The organism is Amycolatopsis ruanii (genome assembly GCF_003385175.1).
Lineage (GTDB): Bacteria > Actinomycetota > Actinomycetes > Mycobacteriales > Pseudonocardiaceae > Amycolatopsis_E > Amycolatopsis_E thermalba.
Window position 1 is genome coordinate 1 of record NZ_PQHY01000062.1, and the last position, 16,259, is coordinate 16,259.

At 69.3% G+C, this 16,259-nt stretch carries 16 protein-coding genes, 1 tRNA gene and 1 pseudogene; 14 read left to right on the forward strand and 4 right to left on the reverse strand.

Annotated elements, in window-relative coordinates; translation table 11 throughout:
• Positions 1–125, reverse strand: a pseudogene (locus D0D28_RS26710) (leucine zipper domain-containing protein); the annotation flags it as partial.
• A 271-nt stretch (positions 126–396) separates the two neighbouring features.
• On the opposite strand from D0D28_RS26710, the gene D0D28_RS26715 reads away from it, so the two are divergent.
• From D0D28_RS26715 to D0D28_RS26775, 13 genes are all read left to right on the forward strand, one after another.
• Positions 397–1,365, forward strand: coding sequence for a PstS family phosphate ABC transporter substrate-binding protein (locus tag D0D28_RS26715; protein ID WP_198958102.1), 969 nt, complete (start codon positions 397–399; stop codon positions 1,363–1,365).
• Complete coding sequence (gene pstC / locus D0D28_RS26720; protein ID WP_116113414.1) at positions 1,365–2,339, forward strand: phosphate ABC transporter permease subunit PstC; 975 nt, start codon at positions 1,365–1,367, stop codon at positions 2,337–2,339. The genes D0D28_RS26715 and pstC overlap by 1 nt, the downstream gene beginning before the upstream one ends.
• Positions 2,339–3,232 carry a phosphate ABC transporter permease PstA gene (pstA, locus tag D0D28_RS26725; protein ID WP_116113417.1) on the forward strand — a complete coding sequence of 298 codons (894 nt, stop codon included), beginning with the start codon at positions 2,339–2,341 and terminating at the stop codon, positions 3,230–3,232. The genes pstC and pstA overlap by 1 nt, the downstream gene beginning before the upstream one ends.
• 28 nt (positions 3,233–3,260) lie before the next feature.
• The gene (gene pstB / locus D0D28_RS26730) at positions 3,261–4,148 is read left to right on the forward strand and encodes a phosphate ABC transporter ATP-binding protein PstB (protein WP_094003115.1); all 888 of its coding nucleotides are present in this window, start codon (positions 3,261–3,263) and stop codon (positions 4,146–4,148) included.
• A gap of 9 nt (positions 4,149–4,157) precedes the next feature.
• The gene (locus D0D28_RS26735) at positions 4,158–4,976 is read left to right on the forward strand and encodes a winged helix-turn-helix transcriptional regulator (RefSeq protein WP_116113420.1); all 819 of its coding nucleotides are present in this window, start codon (positions 4,158–4,160) and stop codon (positions 4,974–4,976) included.
• A gap of 13 nt (positions 4,977–4,989) precedes the next feature.
• Positions 4,990–5,412, forward strand: a complete 423-nt coding sequence (locus tag D0D28_RS26740; protein WP_094003113.1) for an ArsR/SmtB family transcription factor — start codon at positions 4,990–4,992, stop codon at positions 5,410–5,412.
• Positions 5,413–5,469: 57 nt separating this feature from the next.
• The gene (locus D0D28_RS26745; RefSeq protein ID WP_094003112.1) at positions 5,470–5,769 is read left to right on the forward strand and encodes an ArsR/SmtB family transcription factor; all 300 of its coding nucleotides are present in this window, start codon (positions 5,470–5,472) and stop codon (positions 5,767–5,769) included.
• Positions 5,766–6,851 carry an ACR3 family arsenite efflux transporter gene (gene arsB, locus D0D28_RS26750; protein WP_094003111.1) on the forward strand — a complete coding sequence of 362 codons (1,086 nt, stop codon included), beginning with the start codon at positions 5,766–5,768 and terminating at the stop codon, positions 6,849–6,851. Before D0D28_RS26745 ends, arsB begins: the two co-directional genes overlap by 4 nt.
• On the forward strand, positions 6,848–7,909 hold the full coding sequence (locus D0D28_RS26755; protein ID WP_116113423.1) for an ArsO family NAD(P)H-dependent flavin-containing monooxygenase: 1,062 nt from the start codon (positions 6,848–6,850) through the stop codon (positions 7,907–7,909). The genes arsB and D0D28_RS26755 overlap by 4 nt, the downstream gene beginning before the upstream one ends.
• Positions 7,906–9,291 (forward strand): FAD-dependent oxidoreductase, encoded by a 1,386-nt coding sequence (locus D0D28_RS26760; protein WP_094003109.1) that lies wholly within the window; start codon positions 7,906–7,908, stop codon positions 9,289–9,291. Before D0D28_RS26755 ends, D0D28_RS26760 begins: the two co-directional genes overlap by 4 nt.
• A gap of 223 nt (positions 9,292–9,514) precedes the next feature.
• A complete protein-coding gene (locus D0D28_RS26765; protein ID WP_198958101.1) occupies positions 9,515–11,527 on the forward strand; it encodes a PhoX family protein in 2,013 nt (670 codons plus the stop codon).
• A gap of 350 nt (positions 11,528–11,877) precedes the next feature.
• Positions 11,878–12,540: a hypothetical protein gene (locus D0D28_RS26770; RefSeq protein WP_116113426.1), complete on the forward strand. Its 663-nt coding sequence runs from the start codon at positions 11,878–11,880 to the stop codon at positions 12,538–12,540.
• 22 nt (positions 12,541–12,562) lie between these two features.
• Complete coding sequence (locus D0D28_RS26775; protein ID WP_205413366.1) at positions 12,563–13,690, forward strand: helix-turn-helix domain-containing protein; 1,128 nt, start codon at positions 12,563–12,565, stop codon at positions 13,688–13,690.
• Between the two features lie 313 nt (positions 13,691–14,003).
• Here D0D28_RS26775 and D0D28_RS26780 read toward each other — a convergent pair whose 3' ends face one another.
• The 3 genes from D0D28_RS26780 to D0D28_RS26790 all read right to left on the reverse strand — a co-directional run bounded on the left by D0D28_RS26780 (position 14,004) and on the right by D0D28_RS26790 (position 15,667).
• Entirely contained in the window at positions 14,004–15,008 is a 1,005-nt protein-coding gene (locus D0D28_RS26780) for a tyrosine-type recombinase/integrase (protein WP_116113430.1), read from the reverse strand.
• Entirely contained in the window at positions 15,005–15,475 is a 471-nt protein-coding gene (locus D0D28_RS26785; protein WP_240323365.1) for an AbrB/MazE/SpoVT family DNA-binding domain-containing protein, read from the reverse strand. The genes D0D28_RS26780 and D0D28_RS26785 overlap by 4 nt, the downstream gene beginning before the upstream one ends.
• A gap of 108 nt (positions 15,476–15,583) precedes the next feature.
• Positions 15,584–15,667, reverse strand: a tRNA-Leu gene (locus tag D0D28_RS26790).
• Between the two features lie 179 nt (positions 15,668–15,846).
• On the opposite strand from D0D28_RS26790, the gene D0D28_RS26795 reads away from it, so the two are divergent.
• A complete protein-coding gene (locus D0D28_RS26795) occupies positions 15,847–16,251 on the forward strand; it encodes a YkvA family protein (protein WP_240323366.1) in 405 nt (134 codons plus the stop codon).
• The last annotated feature ends 8 nt before the right edge of the window (positions 16,252–16,259 follow it).

Consider the following 16,259-nt stretch of genomic DNA (forward strand, 5'->3'; position numbering starts at 1 on the left):
GTCTTCACACACTTGCGGGACACGCCCATCGCTTCGGCGATGTGGGCCTGTTTCCAGCCGGCCTGGTGGCGTTGAACGATCAGTCGCCGACCGTGAACCGTCAGCCGGGCACTACCGTGGAACACGAGAACCTCCGGATCGGAGTGGGCCTTAGACAAGCCACATCCCAACCGGAGGTTCTCCTTTACTCAGCCAGACACGCCGCTACCAACGTCCTGACCGGATACACCTAGCGCGAGACCGCTGGAACGACATTTTTCGATTCGAGGCCCCGCCTTCACTCTTCGTTCACCCTTCGTTTAGAACGAAATTATTCGATGCAGGGGCCTCGCGACCGCGGGGCGGACGGATCCTCCCGGCGCGTGTGCCGGGGACCCTTAGCAGGAGGCACACCAAGTGACCATCCGCCAGTTCAAGCGGGCACGGGCTGCGGCCGTCGTGATGGCAGCCGGGCTCACCCTGGCCGCGTGCGGTGGCAGCGGAGACGACGGCGCGGCCACGGGCGAGGCGGTGTCCGGGCCGGTCGTGATCGACGGATCGAGCACGGTGGAGCCGTTGTCCTCGGCCGCGGCCGAGCTGTTCATGGGCGAGAACCCGGACACCAACGTCACCGTCGGGACCTCCGGCACCGGTGGGGGCTTCAAGAAGTTCTGCGCGGGCGAGACCGACATCTCCGACGCCTCCCGTCCGATCAAGGACTCGGAGAAGGCGGAATGCGCGGCGAAGAACATCGCCTTCAGTGAGCTGCTGGTCGCCAACGACGCCTTGAGTGTGGTGATCAACAAGGACAACACGTGGGCCGAATGCCTGACCGTGGATCAGCTGAAGAAGATCTGGGAGCCGGGCTCGACGGTCAAGAACTGGAACGAGGTGGACCCCTCGTTCCCGAACGAGCCGCTGCAGCTGTTCGGCGCCGGTTCGGACTCGGGCACCTTCGACTACTTCACCGAGGCGATCAACGGCAAGGAAGGTGACAGCCGCACCGATTACAACCCGACCGAGGACGACAACGTCACGGTGCAGGGCGTGTCGGCGACCAAGGGGGCGCTGGGCTACTTCGGCTTCTCCTACCTGGAGGCCAACGCCGACAAGGTCAAGGCCGTCAAGGTCGACGGTGGCAACGGGTGCGTCGCACCGTCGGTGCAGACCGCGCAGGACGGGACCTACAAGCCGCTGTCGCGCCCGCTGTTCATCTACGTCTCCGACGCCGGGCTGAAGAAGCCGCAGGTGCTCAAGTTCGCCGAGTTCTACCTGGAGAAGAACACCGAGATCGTCCAGGCGGCCAAGTTCATCCCGCTGACGCAGGCGCAGGTGACCACAGCGCAGTCCGAGCTGCAGGCACTCAAGACCAAGGCCGGCGCCTGATGGTCGCTGGACCGGTCACGGCGGGCTCCCCGGGTGCGGGGAGCCCGCCTTCGGGCGGCCGCCCGGTCGACCTTCGCCGCAAGCGGAGCCGAATCGGGGAACGGCTCATCCTGGCGGGGCTGGCCGGCTCGGCGCTGGTGTCGGTGGCGGTGACGGCCGGGACCGCGGTCGCGTTGCTGGCCCCACTGGTCACCTTCTTCAGCCACGTCGGGTTCGGCGAGTTCCTGACCGGCACGAGCTGGACGGCCGGGTTCGGTGACAAGGCCGCGTGGGACGACAAGAACTGGGGCGTGCTGCCGCTGGTGCTGGGCACGGCGAGCACGACGCTGATCGCACTGGTGGTGGCGGTCCCGCTCGGGCTCGGTGCGGCGATCTACCTGTCGGAGTACGCCAACCCGCGCACCCGCAAGGTGCTCAAACCGGTGCTGGAAATCCTGGCCGGCGTGCCGACCGTGGTCTACGGCGTGTTCGCGCTGACCATCCTGACCCCGGTGCTGCAGGACGTCGTCGGCGCCGCCATCTTCAACAACCTCTCCCCGGGCCTGGTGATGGGCTTCATGATCGTGCCGACCGTCGCGTCGCTGTCGGAGGACGCGATGTCGGCGGTGCCGGGCTCGCTGCGAGAGGGGTCCTACGCGCTGGGGGCCAACCGGATGAAGACCACGCTGCGGGTGGTGTTCCCGGCCGCGCTGTCCGGCATCGTCGCCGCGATCGTGCTCGGCATCTCCCGGGCGGTCGGGGAAACGATGATCGTGGCGATCGCCGCGGGCAACCAGCCGCAGTTCACCCTCAACCCGCTGGTCGGCGCGCAGACGATGACCGGGTTCATCGCGCAGGTCGCCAGCGGGGACGCCCCGCAGGGCAGTCCGGTGTACTACTCGCTGTTCGCGGTGGGCGCGCTGCTGTTCCTCATCACACTGGTGATCAACATGATCAGCATCGCGCTGGTCCGTAAGTACAGGCAGGCCTACTGATGACGTTGCTGGAGTACGACAGCGCCGCCACGCTCACCGGCCGCCGCCGGTTCGACGTCCGCTCCGCGGTGTTCGCGGGCCTGCTGTGGGCCTGCCTGGCGATCGCGTGCCTGTTCCTGTGCACGGTGCTGGTCGTGATCATCTCCGAAGGGCTGGCCCGGTTCGACGGCAACCTGATCGGCAACCAGCCCTCGAAGCTGCGGCCGGCGACCTCCGGTGTGCAGTCGGCGATCTTCGGCACGCTGTGGGTGATGGCCGGCACCATCGTGCTCGCGCTGCCGCTGGGCGTCGCCGCGGCGATCTACCTGGAGGAGTACGCCGACAACACCAAGTGGTGGAACCGGCTCATCGAGCTCAACATCCAGAACCTGGTCGCGGTGCCCACGGTGATCTACGGCATCCTCACCCTGGCCTTCGTGGTGCGCGGACCGTTGTCGGTCGGCGCGGTCGCGCTGGCCGGTTCGGTGGCGCTGGCGCTGCTGATCCTGCCGGTCATCATCATCACCACCCGGGAGGCGCTGCGCGCCGTGCCCCGCGAGATCCGGGACGCCTCGCTCGCGCTCGGTGCGACGCAGTGGCAGACCACCTGGCGGCAGGTGCTGCCCGCGTCGGTGTCGGGCATCGCCACCGGGTCGATCCTGGCGCTCTCGCGCGCCATCGGCGAGGCCGCGCCCTTGATCCTGGTCGGCGCGACGGTCTTCGTCACCGTCAACCCCGACGGCATCTTCGACCGCTACACCGTGCTGCCGGTGCAGATCTTCAACCTGGTGTCGCTGCCCGCCATCGAGTTCCAGCACCTGGCCTGGTCGACGATCCTGCTGCTGATCCTCGTCCTGCTCGCCATGAACGGGCTGGCGATCTGGCTGCGCAACCGGTTCCAGCGACGCTGGTGACCCCCTCGACCACAAGGAAGACCCGAGCATGACCCGAACACGAGTGGAGCAGACCGGCGTGAACCCCGACGGACAGGGCAGGAGACTGCTCGATGAGATCTCCCAGCACAAGGCACCGGAGATTCCCGACAGCGAGCCCGACGGTGTGATCACCACCCGCGGTCTCGGCGTGAGCTACGGCGATTTCCTCGCCGTCGGCGAGGTCGACCTCGACTTCGGCAGCAAGGAGATCACCGCGCTGATCGGCCCCTCGGGCTGCGGCAAGTCGACGGTGCTGCGCTGCCTGAACCGGATGAACGACCTCATCCCCGGAGCGAAGGTGCACGGCCGGGTGTCCTACCACGGCGTCGACATGTACGACTCCGCGGTCGACGTGATCGAACTGCGCCGCCGGATCGGCATGGTGTTCCAGAAGCCCAATCCGTTCCCGAAATCGATCTACGACAACGTGGCCTACGGGCCCCGGGTCACCGGGATGAAGCCGGCGAGCATGGACGAGGTCGTGGAACGCGCCCTGCGCGGGGCGGCCCTGTGGGACGAGGTGAAGGACAAGCTCAAGCAGAACGCCGCCGGCCTGTCCGGCGGTCAGCAGCAACGGCTGTGCATCGCCCGCGCGATCGCCACCCAGCCCGAGGTGATCCTCATGGACGAGCCCTGCTCGGCGCTGGACCCGATCGCCACCGCCAAGATCGAAGACCTGATGGACGAGCTGGCCCAGACCTACACGATCATCATCGTCACGCACAACATGCAGCAGGCCGCGCGCGTGTCCCAGCGCACCGCGTTCTTCACCGCCGAGGTCGACGACCGGGGCAACCGGATCGGGCAGCTGGTCGAGTTCAACACCACCGAGCGGATCTTCTCCAACCCCGACGACCCCCGCACCGAGGCCTACATCACCGGCCGCTTCGGCTGAGGACGGCAGATGTCGGGGATGCTGACCCAAGGCTGGGAATCGGACAACTCCCAGTTCCACGCCCGCCGGCGGGCCTGCCTGTCGGCCGGCGGCAGGCGCGCCGGCCGCCTCGCCGTGCTCCTGGTCGAACGCGACACCGACCTGGTCCGCAGGCTGCTGGACGCCCTGGCCGGGCAACCGGTCGAGGTCAAAGCCTGCGCGGACCCGGCCGAGGCGCTTCTGCAGGTCGGGCGGACCTGCCCGGACGTGGTGGTCGTGGGCCCCGGCGGCGGCCGGCTGGACGCCGCCGAGTTCCTCACCATCCTGCGCGCCGACGACCCCGACCTGCCCGTCGTCGCGGCCGCCGGACCCGGATCCGGCGACTTCGCCGTCCGCGCCACCGAGCTCGGCGCCACCGCGGTCGTCCCGCGGCCCTACCGGCCGCGGGAGCTGCTGCGGCTGCTGCGCTCGTTCGCGCCCCGCCCGGACCAGGTCGACCTGCGCCCGCTGCCCATCGACCTGGGCCGGCTCCGGGTGGACGGGGCCGTCCCGCAGTTCTGGCTGGACGGCCGGACCGTCCCGCTGCCGCCGATGGAGTTCCTGCTCCTGCGCTACTTCGCCGAACGGGTGGGCGCCGTGCTCACCCGCAAAGAGCTGCTCCAGGCGGTGTGGGGTGATCGCGGCGCCGCGACCCACAGCAACACGCTGTCGGTGCACGTCCTGCGGCTGCGCAAACGCCTCGGCGACGACGAGGCCGACCCGCAGTGGATCAAGGTCGTCCGCGGCCTGGGATACCGGTTCACCGTGCCCGGCTCCGAGCCACGTTCACCGGACGTTCATCCCCGTTGATGATGATGACATCATGGCGGTGGGTGAGGTGCGCACGGAGCACAGGAACGGGGTGGTACCGCTGGCCGGCCTGCCGCTGCCTTCGTCGAAGGCGCAGTCCTTCCGCGGGGACGACGCGGCCGCGGCGGCTGCGTTGTTCAAGGCGCTCGGTGACCCGGTCCGGGTCCAGCTGCTCTCCCTCGTCCGCCAGGCGCCGACCGGCGAGGCGTGCTTCTGCGATCTCGCCGACGAGTTCGACATGCCGCAGTCCTCGCTGTCGCACCACCTCAAGATCCTGGTCAAGGCCGGCATCCTCAGCCGGGAACGCCGGGGCACCTGGAGCTGGTACCGCATCGTGCACGAACCCCTGGAACTCATGGACCAGCTCCTGCGACCCGGCGGCCCCCTGCGCGACCAACCCGGTGCCGACGACGAGGACCCCACCCGCTGCGACTGACCGCTCGCCCACCACGCGAGCACGGATCAGTCGGCACTGATGTATCATTCTTGACTGATGTCACTCGATACTGATGCGTTGCGGGTGCTGGCCGACCCGTTGCGGGCCCGGATCCTGGAACTCCTGGCCGACGAGGCGCTGTGCACGTGCCACCTCGTCGATGCCACCGGCGCCAGGCAGACCAACATCTCGAACCACCTGCGCCAGTTGCGTGAGGCGGGACTGGTCGAGGCCGAACCGGCCGGCCGGTTCACCTACTACCGGCTCCGCGCGGACGCGGTCCAGCGCGCCGCGGATTCCCTGGCCGCGCTCGCCGAGCGTGCCCGACACCAGACCGAGGCCAGGAGGCCCTGTTGAGCCAGACGACCGAGACGACGCCCGCCGCCGACGAGGCCGTCCTGCACCGGCTGTCCTTCCTGGACCGGTTCCTGCCGGTCTGGATCGGCGCCGCGATGATCGCCGGTGTGCTGCTGGGCAAGTTCATCCCCGGCCTGCAGCGGGTGCTGGACGCGGTCAAGGTCGGCGACGTGTCGCTGCCCATCGCACTGGGCCTGCTGCTGATGATGTACCCGGTGCTGGCCAAGGTGCGCTACGACCGGCTGGACACCGTCACCCGCGACCGGCGCACCATGGTGGCCTCGCTGGTGCTGAACTGGCTGATCGGGCCCGCGCTGATGTTCGCGCTGGCCTGGCTGCTGCTGCCGGACCTGCCCGAGTACCGCACCGGACTGATCATCGTCGGCCTCGCCCGCTGCATCGCCATGGTCATCATCTGGAACGACCTCGCCTGCGGTGACCGGGAGGCCGCGGCCGTGCTCGTCGCGCTCAACTCGGTGTTCCAAGTGATCATGTTCGGCGTGCTCGGCTGGTTCTACCTGGAGATCCTGCCCGGCTGGCTCGGCCTGGACACCGCCGCGCTCGACGTCGACGCCTGGACCATCGCCAAGAGCGTCCTGATCTTCCTCGGCATCCCGCTGCTGGCCGGTTACCTGTCCCGGCGGCTCGGTGAGAAGGCCAAGGGGCGCACCTGGTACGAGACGAAGTACCTGCCCAAGGTCGGCCCGATCGCGCTGTACGGCCTGCTGTTCACCATCGTCGTGCTCTTCGCCCTGCAGGGCGACACGATCACCTCGCGCCCGCTGGACGTCGCCCGGATCGCCCTGCCGCTGCTGGTCTACTTCGCGGTCATGTGGGCCGGGTCCTACGCCCTGGGCAAGGCCATCGGCCTGAACTACGCCCGCACGACCACCCTGGCCTTCACCGCGGCGGGCAACAACTTCGAGCTCGCCATCGCGGTGGCGATCGGCGTGTTCGGCGTGACCTCCGGGCAGGCGCTGGCCGGGGTCGTCGGCCCGCTCATCGAGGTCCCGGTGCTGGTCGCACTGGTCTACGTCAGCCTCTGGCTCCGCAAACGCTGGGCCGCGCGCACCGCGGCGTGAACCACACCCAGGTCGTCGTGATCGGCGGCGGTCAGGCCGGCTCGGCGGCGGGCTACTACCTGCGCCGGGCCGGCCTGGGCTTCGTCATCCTCGACAGCCAGCCGGGCCCGGGCGGGGCCTGGCGCCACGGCTGGGACTCGCTGCGGCTGTTCTCCCCGGCCCAGCACAGCTCCCTGCCTGGATGGCCGATGCCCCCGTTTCCCGGCCAGAGCTATCCGACGGCCGAGCACGTCGTGACCTACCTGCGCGCCTACCAGCAGCGCTACGACCTGCCCGTCCACCGTCCGGTCCGCGTGCACGGCGTGCACCCCCACCCGGGCGGTCTGCGGGTCGACACCGACGCCGGAACGTGGATCGCCGGAGCGGTCATCAGCGCGACCGGCACCTGGGACCGCCCCTTCATCCCGGCGGTGCCCGGCCGGGACGTGTTCGCCGGCAAGCAACTGCACACCGCCGACTACACCTCGCCGGAGACCTTCCGCGGCCAACGGGTCGTCGTGGTCGGCGGCGGCAACTCCGGCGCCCAGATCGCCGCCGACCTCACCGGCGTGGCCGAGGTCATCTGGGTGACCCGCCGGCCCCCGCGCTACCTCCCCGACGACATCGACGGACGCGCCCTGTTCGACATCGCCACCCGCCGCAAACAGGCGCTCGACACCGGGCGCGCCGACACCGGCGGCGTCGGCGGCCTCGGTGACATCGTCGCCGTGCCCCCGGTCCGCGCCGCGCGCGACGCCGGCGCGCTCTCCGCGTTCCCGATGTTCGCCCGCCTCGGCGAGACCGGCCCGGTCTGGCAGGGCGGCACCCGCCGCAGCGCTGACGCCGTCATCTGGTGCACCGGATTCCGGCCCGCACTCGCCCACCTCGTACCACTGCGGCTGCGCACCCAGCACGGCCACACCCCCACCACGGGCACCCGCGCCGTCGCCGAGCCCCGGCTGCACCTGCTCGGCTACGGCGACTGGACCGGCCCCGCCTCCGCCACCCTGATCGGCGTCGGCCCCACCGCCCGCGCCGCCGTCGCCGACATCAACGACCTCCTGGAGGAACACCTGTGACCCGCCTGCTCGTGATCGGCGGCAGCGACGCCGGAATCAGCGCCGGCCTGCGCGCCCACGAACTCGACCCGGCGATCCGGCCACTGCTCGTGGTGGCCGACGCCTACCCGAACTTCTCCATCTGCGGCATCCCCTACCACGTCTCCGGGGAGGTCGGCGACTGGCGAACTCTGGCCCACCGCACCCGCGACGACCTCGGCAACGCCGGCCTCGACCTCATGCTCGACACCCGGGCGCTGGCGATCGACCCGGTCGAGCGGATCGTCACGGTCCGCACGGAGCGCGGGAACACCGAGCGCCTCGACTACGACCAGCTGGTCATCGGCACCGGCGCCGTCCCCGTGCGCCCGCCGATCGACGGGCTCGCCGACCTCGGCCCGGCCGAGGGCGTGCACCTCCTGCACACCATGGACGACACATTCGCCCTCACCTCCACACTGGACGGCGGGGCGACCTCGGCGGTCATCGTCGGCGCCGGTTACATCGGCCTGGAAATGGCGGAGGCCCTGCGCACCCGCGGCCTCGACGTCACCCTGGTTGAGCAGCTGCCCCAGGTGCTGTCCACAGTAGACACGACTCTGGGCGATCTGGTCGCCGCGGAACTGGACACCCACGGCGTCACCGTGCACACCGGCACCACGGTCCAGCGCGTCGAACGCCACGGCACGGGCCTGCGGGTGCGCGGCAGCAACGGCTTCGACCGCAACACCGACCTGGTCCTGGTCGTGGTCGGGGTCCGGCCCGACACCGCCCTGGCCGAGACCGCGGGCATCGCCCTCGGTGCCCGCGGGGCGTTCGCGGTGGACCGCGGCATGCGCACCAGCGTGGACGGTATCTTCGCCGCCGGCGACTGCGTGCACACCTACCACCGCGTCCTCGACAGCGACACCTACCTGCCGCTCGGCACGACCGCGCACAAGCAGGGCCGCGTCGCCGGGGAGAACGCGCTCGGCGGCCACCGCACCTTCGCCGGGTCGCTGGGCACGCAGGTGCTCAAGGTCTTCGACCTCGCCATCGCCCGGACCGGGCTGCGCGAGCACGAGGCAGCGGCCGCCGGCTTCCAGCCCGCCACCGTCGACCTCTCCGCCGACGACCACAAAGCGTATTACCCAGGCGCCCGGCCCATCCGGTTGCGCATCACCGGTGATGGCCGCACCGGCAAACTCCTCGGCGCCCAGATGACCGGCCACCTCGACTCGGCCGTGCACAAGCGCATCGACACCTTCGCCACGGCGCTCTACCACGGCATGACCGTCGCGGAAGTCGAAGACCTCGACCTGTCCTACACACCACCGCTGGGCAGTCCCTTCGACGCGATCCAGGTCGCCACCCAAGCCTGGACCCGGCAGCAGCGGCCCGCCACCGCTCCGGCGCGGACGTAGCCGCACGCGACGGCGCGGCAGCGTTCGCCTGGAGTTCATCTCCTGGTCGCCGGGATTGCCCGATCACCGCCTAACGTCCTGGATCGAGATCCACCGATCTAGTCAGGGTGGATCTCGTTCCCGAATGGACTGCTTTGGAGGTTCCGTGGCGCCCCGATCCGAACCCGGGCACAGAACAGTGCCGTTGCCCCTGCTGGCCTCCCACGAGGGTGGCCGGGCTGCCATGACGTGCCGCTACCGCTGTGGCGACGCCTGCTTCCACCCGGCGCCGAACACCTCGGACAACCCCTACCTCGGCGACGTCATCACCGGCGCGCTGTCGCGCCGCTCGATGCTGCGCGCCGGCGCGGTGATGACCCTGGCCGCCGGGGCCGTCGCCGGGACGGCCGCGCTGACCGGCACCGCATCCGCCGCCGCGACCACGGCGGGCAAGCCCGGGCCGGGCGCCGTGCCGCCGGGATTGCGCTTCGAGCCGGTGGCGCCCAACACCGCCGACGCGGTGACCATCCCGCCGGGATACGAGCAGGAGGTGGTCATCCGCTGGGGCGACCCGGTGCTGGCCGGCGCCCCGCAGTTCTCCCCGGCCGGGCAGAGCGCTACCGCGCAGGCCCGCCAGTTCGGCTACAACTGCGACTACCTGGCGCTGCTGGACCTGCCCGGAGAGCGCGACCGCAAGATCCTGGTCGCCAACCACGAGTACACCGACGAGGTCCTGATGTTCGCCGGATACAACGCGGCGAACCCCACCCGCGCGCAGGTCGAGATCGCCTGGGCCGCGCACGGCATGTCCGTGGTCGCACTCGAGGAGAACCGCCGGAACGGCCGCCTGTCCCCGGTGCGGGGGCACCGGCTCAACCGGCGCGTCACGGCGACCACGCCGATCGAGTTCACCGGCCCGGCCGCGGGCAGCGCGCTGCTGAAGACCTCGGCGGACCCGGCCGGCAGGACGGTCCTGGGCACGCTGAACAACTGCGGCGGCGGGATGACGCCGTGGGGCACCGTGCTCTCCGGCGAGGAGAACTTCAACCAGTACTTCGGCAACGCCGACCTGAACACCGACCCCACCGCCAAGGCCCGCCTCGCGCGCTACGGCCTGCGCGGCCTGGCCAGCGAACGCAAATGGGAACGCTTCGACAAGCGGTTCGACGTGTCCCAGGAACCCAACGAGGTCAACCGGCACGGCTGGATCGTCGAGATCGACCCCTTCGACCCGGCCGCCAAGCCGCGCAAGCTCACTGCGCTGGGCCGGTTCAAGCACGAGGCGGCCGAACCGCGCCTGACCCGCGATGGTCGCGTCGTGCTCTACATGGGCGACGACGAACGGTTCGACTACTTCTACAAGTACGTCTCCAAGAACCGGTTCAAGAAGGGCAACAGCCAGAGCGCCCGGCGGCACAACCGCACGCTGCTGGACGAGGGCACACTCTACGTCGCCAAGTTCACCGGCGACAGCCCCACCGGCGAGATCGACGGGTCCGGGAAACTGCCCTCCGACGGCGAGTTCGACGGCACCGGACAGTGGATCCCGCTCGCCAGCGGCACCCGGTCCTTCGTCGACGGCATGACCGCCGAGGAGGTCTACGTCTACACCCGGCTCGCCGCCGACAAGGCCGGGGCGACCAAGATGGACCGGCCCGAGGACGTCGAACCCCATCCCCGCACCGGGACCGTCTACGTCGCCCTGACCAACAACTCCGACCGCGGCGCCGCAGGCAAGGCCGGCCCCGACGAGGCCAACCCCCGCACCGGCAACCGGCACGGCCAGGTCATGGAAGTCATCGAGTCCGGCAACGACGCCGCCGCAACCAGCTTCCGCTGGCGACTGTTCCTGGTCTGCGGCGACCCGGCCGACCCGGGCACCTACTTCGCCGGGTTCCCCAAGGACCAGGTCAGCCCGATCTCCTGCCCCGACAACGTCGCCTTCGACCCGCACGGCAACCTCTGGATCGCCACCGACGGCAACGCGCTGAAATCCAACGACGGCCTCTTCGGCGTCGCCATCGACGGACCCAACCGCGGACAGGTCAAGCAGTTCCTCACCGTCCCGATCGGCGCGGAGACCTGCGGCCCCATCATCGAAGAACGGCGTGTCCTCGTCGCCGTGCAACACCCGGGCGAACTCGACGGCGCCAGTGTCGAACAACCGCGCTCGACCTGGCCCGACGGCCCCGGCCACCTGGTCCGCCCATCGGTCATCAGCGTGCACCGCACCGACGGCGGCCGCATCGGCGCCTGACGCGGCAGGACCTCCGGCCCTTGATCGGCCGGCGGACAGGGTTGGACTCAGTCAGGGAACCTCCAGCCCGCTCGGGGCGGCTCCGCACACGAGAGCCGCCCCGAGTCCCTCGGGCGGCACGAGCGTGGGCAGGGGACCAATCGAGGCCGCGGTCATTACCAGGACCTCGCAGGCGGTTTGCCTCCCCGATGTCCCTGCTGTCGTGGTCTGGCGCAGCTCGCACCCCGGTTTCCGGTGTCCGGCGCGGGGCCTCGCGCTGGCGCCCCACTCAGGGCGACTCGCCGTGGTCGGCAATAAACGCGACCTCATTTGAGGTCTGGTCTATAGTCGCCTTGAGTGAAGGAGGCAGCTTGACTCATGCGCACGCCCTGCCTGACCCCGGCGACCTCGATGGATGGCTGACTTGGGCAGCACAGCAGCTGGAGCCCCTCGATCTCACGGTGGACCTGTTGCATCGGGTCGCGGAGAACGGGCAGCGTAAGAGGGACGGGACCAGCCCGCTGGCGCCGGCCCAGACGCCTGGCCAGGACCAGTGGAGCGAGGCTGTGATCAGCTTCCGAGAGCAGACCGGCTGGGACAAGGATGAGACCGGCGGCCTTTCCAAGACCTGGCATCCCTCGCGCGGCTTCTACGTGGTGGTGCGGGCCGGCGACGACAGCACCGGACTGTTTGGCACCTGTCCTACGCCCAAGACGGGTCTGCGTACGGTGCTGCGCGATCTCATCGACGAGGTGCCTCGCACGGTCCCGCTGTTCGAGGTCACAGGGGCAGGGCGGCACATTCCGTCGTCAACTGAGCCGCCCGCGCTGTGGTTGTTCATGTTCTCGTTCCGTGACGGCGTCGTCTACTCGGAACTGTCCAGGCCCGCGGAGCGGGTGGAGGACAAGATCACGAAGTATCATCAGCGGATCCCGCTGCCCCCGCTGCCGTACACGTACGCCGATACTAGTGTGATCATCACCCCCGACGATGATCTGGACGCAGGGCCGGACATCGACGTCCAACCGATCTAGTGCAGAGGAGCGGAGTTCTCACGTGTCCGTCTCACCGTCACGTCTCATCCTGGCGCGCAAGTTGCGCGGACTGACGCTGGCAGAGCTTGGGCGTATGACGGACTTGAGCCCGCAGACGATCAACCGCTGGGAGAAGGGCCACCAGGACCCGACACCGGAGAGTCTCGACCGCCTGGCCGAGGTTCTCCGCCTTCCCGTCGAGTTCTTCATGCAAGCGGAGGTCAGCCCGATTCCGGTTGCAGCTGTGAGTTTCCGTGCACTCACCAAGACCCCGGCGTTCCGGCGCGACGCCGTGCTCGCGGCAGGGGAGATTGCCAGGGAGATCGCCGGCTGGATCGCCGAGCGATACCGGCTTCCCGCGGTCGATGTTCCTTCGCTCAACCTGCCGCAGGACGCGACTCTGCACGACATCGAGACGATTGCACTCCGTGTCCGAAGCCAATGGAACCTTGACCAGCGTCCGATACCGAACATGGTCCATCTGCTCGAAGCACACGGCGTCCGAGTGTTCTCACTGGTGCAGGAAGTCCGCGACGTCGACGCGTTCTCTCTGTACATCGAGAACGAGCCGTTCATCTTCATCGACACCGGCAAGACCGCAGAACGACAGCGCTTCGACGCGGCACATGAACTCGGGCACCTGGTCATGCATCAAGGCCGAGAACGAGCACAAGGCCGCGAAGCCGAGCGTCAAGCCGACCGGTTCGCCGCCGCGTTCCTGATGCCCAGAGCGGACGTCCTCGCGCACAACCTGCGCAACGCCAGCCCCGATCAGCTCATCCGGGCGAGTCGCAGGTGGCGTGTGTCGGCGATGGCGCTCACCCACCGCCTCAGCGAACTCGGTCTGCTTACCGAGTGGGGTTATCGGAGCGCATGCGTCGAACTGGCCAAGCGCGGATACCGCCGGAGCGAACCTGGCAGCGACCTCCTGCCCGAGTCATCACAGATCTTGGAGAAGGTGCTCGCGCACCTTCGCGCGAACGGCTCAGGCGTGACCGCGATCGTCGACAATCTCAAGCTCACCTACGACGAGTTCAATCGGCACGTCTTCGGATTGGCTAGAACAGTGAGCCCGGGAAGTGGTGGAAGGCCGGCCAATGCCGGTCCTTCGCGTAGAGACCATCTCCGCCTGGTGTCTATCAACCCCTGACTGCGCAGGCCGAACGCTGGCGACCGCGGCTACCGAGGTACTGGCGTGGGCAGCTCGGGAGATCCGAGGGCGCGTGCCGGATGGCCTATTGCGCCTCGACTGCGGTTCGTCGACGTCGAGAGCCCGTCGACGCTCGAACTAGTTCGGGGAGCACCGTGGGGAGCAAACCGGGAGCAGGACTGTGCGCTGAACCGGCCGGAACGCGCCTCAACGGTCCTGAACGAACCGCGCTGACCTGCAGGAGTCATGTTTTCGCAGGTCAGCGCGGTATCGCGGACATAGTTCACGCCCAAGGGCCACGGCGCGCGTGGCTCTAGGCGAGTGAGTGTGGCTCTCCAGTGAGGGTCGCCAGCGCGGCGGCGACTTCTTGGATGCTGGCTCGGACGTAGGTGGTTGTGGTTCCGGCGTCGTTGTTGTGGTCGGTGTGCCCGGCATAGGCGCGGGCGATGGCGTAGCCGAAGTTGCGTTCGACCCAGGTGAGGGTGGTGTGGCGGAGCCAGTGGGTGGAGATTTGCTGGGTGGCGACCCAGGGGAGGTGGTTGCCGAGCCGGGTCCAGAGGTGGTCGTAGCGTCTGGTGGTGATCGGCCGGCCGTCGGCGTAGCGAAGGAGTTGTCCGTCCCGTGGGGCGTGACGTTGGTCGGCGTGCTGTTGGAGGTGGGTCATCAGGGTTGGCGACACCGGCTGCCAGCGCACGGTTTCGCCTTTCTCGCGGAGGAAGACGAGGCATTGGTCGCGGTCGAGGTCTTGGGGGCGAAGGGCAAGTGCGCCGCCGCGGCGGCAGGCGGTTTCGGTGTGCAGGCGCAGGATCAGGCTGTCGAGGGCGGGGTCGTTACCGGTGGTGGCGGCGACGTGGTTGATCTCGGCCAGCCGGGTGTCGGCGACGGCGCGGCGGGTGGAGGGCAGGCGGCGGGGTTTGGCGACCTTCGTGGCCGGATTGTCGGCCGGGTCGATGAGGCCGTCGTCTTCGGCGTGCCGGTACAGGCAGCGCAGGGCGGCGATGAGATGTTCGCCAGCGCTGCGCCCGCCGCGGGCGTTGCGGCGGGGTACGGCGTTGGTCTTCACGTGTTCGACCAGCTGCTTGATCTCTGATGGGGTGGGATCGTCGAGACGGCGGTGTCCCCAGTGGGTGTCGATGCGGTTCCAGTAGGAGCCGTAGACCCGGCGGGTGCCGTCGGTGACCGCGCCCGAGACGATCGGGATGTACTCGTGGAAGGTAGGCACGGGTGGCCGACTTGCCGGGGCACTGAGGAGGTCCTCGGGGGACAGCCCCATTCGGGCTAGCAGCAGACGCGCGGCGTCCAAATCGGCCGTCGTCATGCGGGATCACCGTCCAGCACTTCGGTGTGGCGATGGGCGAGGAGGTCGTCGAGCGCTGCGGGCGGGTGGACGATGAGCAGGCCCCGCTTGGAGTCGGTGACCAGGAGGACGCGGTCGCCGGGAACCAGGCCACAGCGGTGGCGAACGGTGGCGGGCAGCCGAAGGTGCCCCTGCTTCGTCACGCCGAACACGCCGTGGTCGTCGCGGCGAACGAGAAGGAGGCCGTGAGCTTCCCGGATGTCCAAGCGGTCGCCGGGTGCCCAAGACAGCGCCGTCAGCACCGTTCGATCGGCTACGCGGCCCCGGCAGTCCACCGCCGCCATCCCGTACACGACGTCGCTCGTGCGAGGTGCCGCCATTGCGGGGAGTGGCAGCGTTCGACGGGCGGTCCTGATGCCGACAGCGGCATGACCGTCGCGCGGAGAAGGAGTAGCCGGGATGACCGGCTTGATCACGGCGCCGGTCACGAGGACCACCGCCAGGAGACACACAGACGCGGCCTACATGCCGCAGTCAGGTGGTGGATTGCACTGAAGCACTGGTACGCCAGATGTGGCAGATCTGCCACGAAAGTGTGTCCGAGGGGGGACTTGAACCCCCACGCCCTTTACGGGCACTAGCACCTCAAGCTAGCGCGTCTGCCATTCCGCCACTCGGACTTGCTCTTTTCTTGTGCGCACCAGAGTAGCCCATCCGGACAGGCCGGGTGACAAGGGGGTGGGTGACTGCGCGTGATCAACAGTGCGCTATAAGCGCGGCCGGTCACGCTGGGTGAGCCAGTAGGCTGACCGGGCGGGACACGAGAAGGAGCAGGTCGGTGCCGGGGTGGCTCACGGGCGTGCTGATCGCCGGCGGGATTGTCCTCGCCTCGTGGGGGCTTCTCCTCCTGCTCGCTCAGCTGCTGCCACCGGGGCTGGTCCGCGATCTGGCCCGCTTCCTGCCCGACTGCGTGACCACCGCCAGACGGCTCCGGAAGGATCCCCGCGTGCCGCTCGGCGCCAAGCTCGCCGTGGTCTTCGCGGGGTTGTGGGTGCTCTCGCCCATCGACCTGATTCCCGAATTCCTGCCGGTCATCGGGCCGCTCGACGACGTCGTCGTCGTGGTGCTCGCCCTGCGGTACGCGGCGCGGCGGGTGCCCGCCGAAGTCCTCGAAGCCGCCTGGCCCGGCAACCCCCTGCTGCTCGACCGGCTCGTCGGGCGCCGTGGCGGAAAATCGCCGGACACCGACATCTCCGGCGCATAACCTCCGGG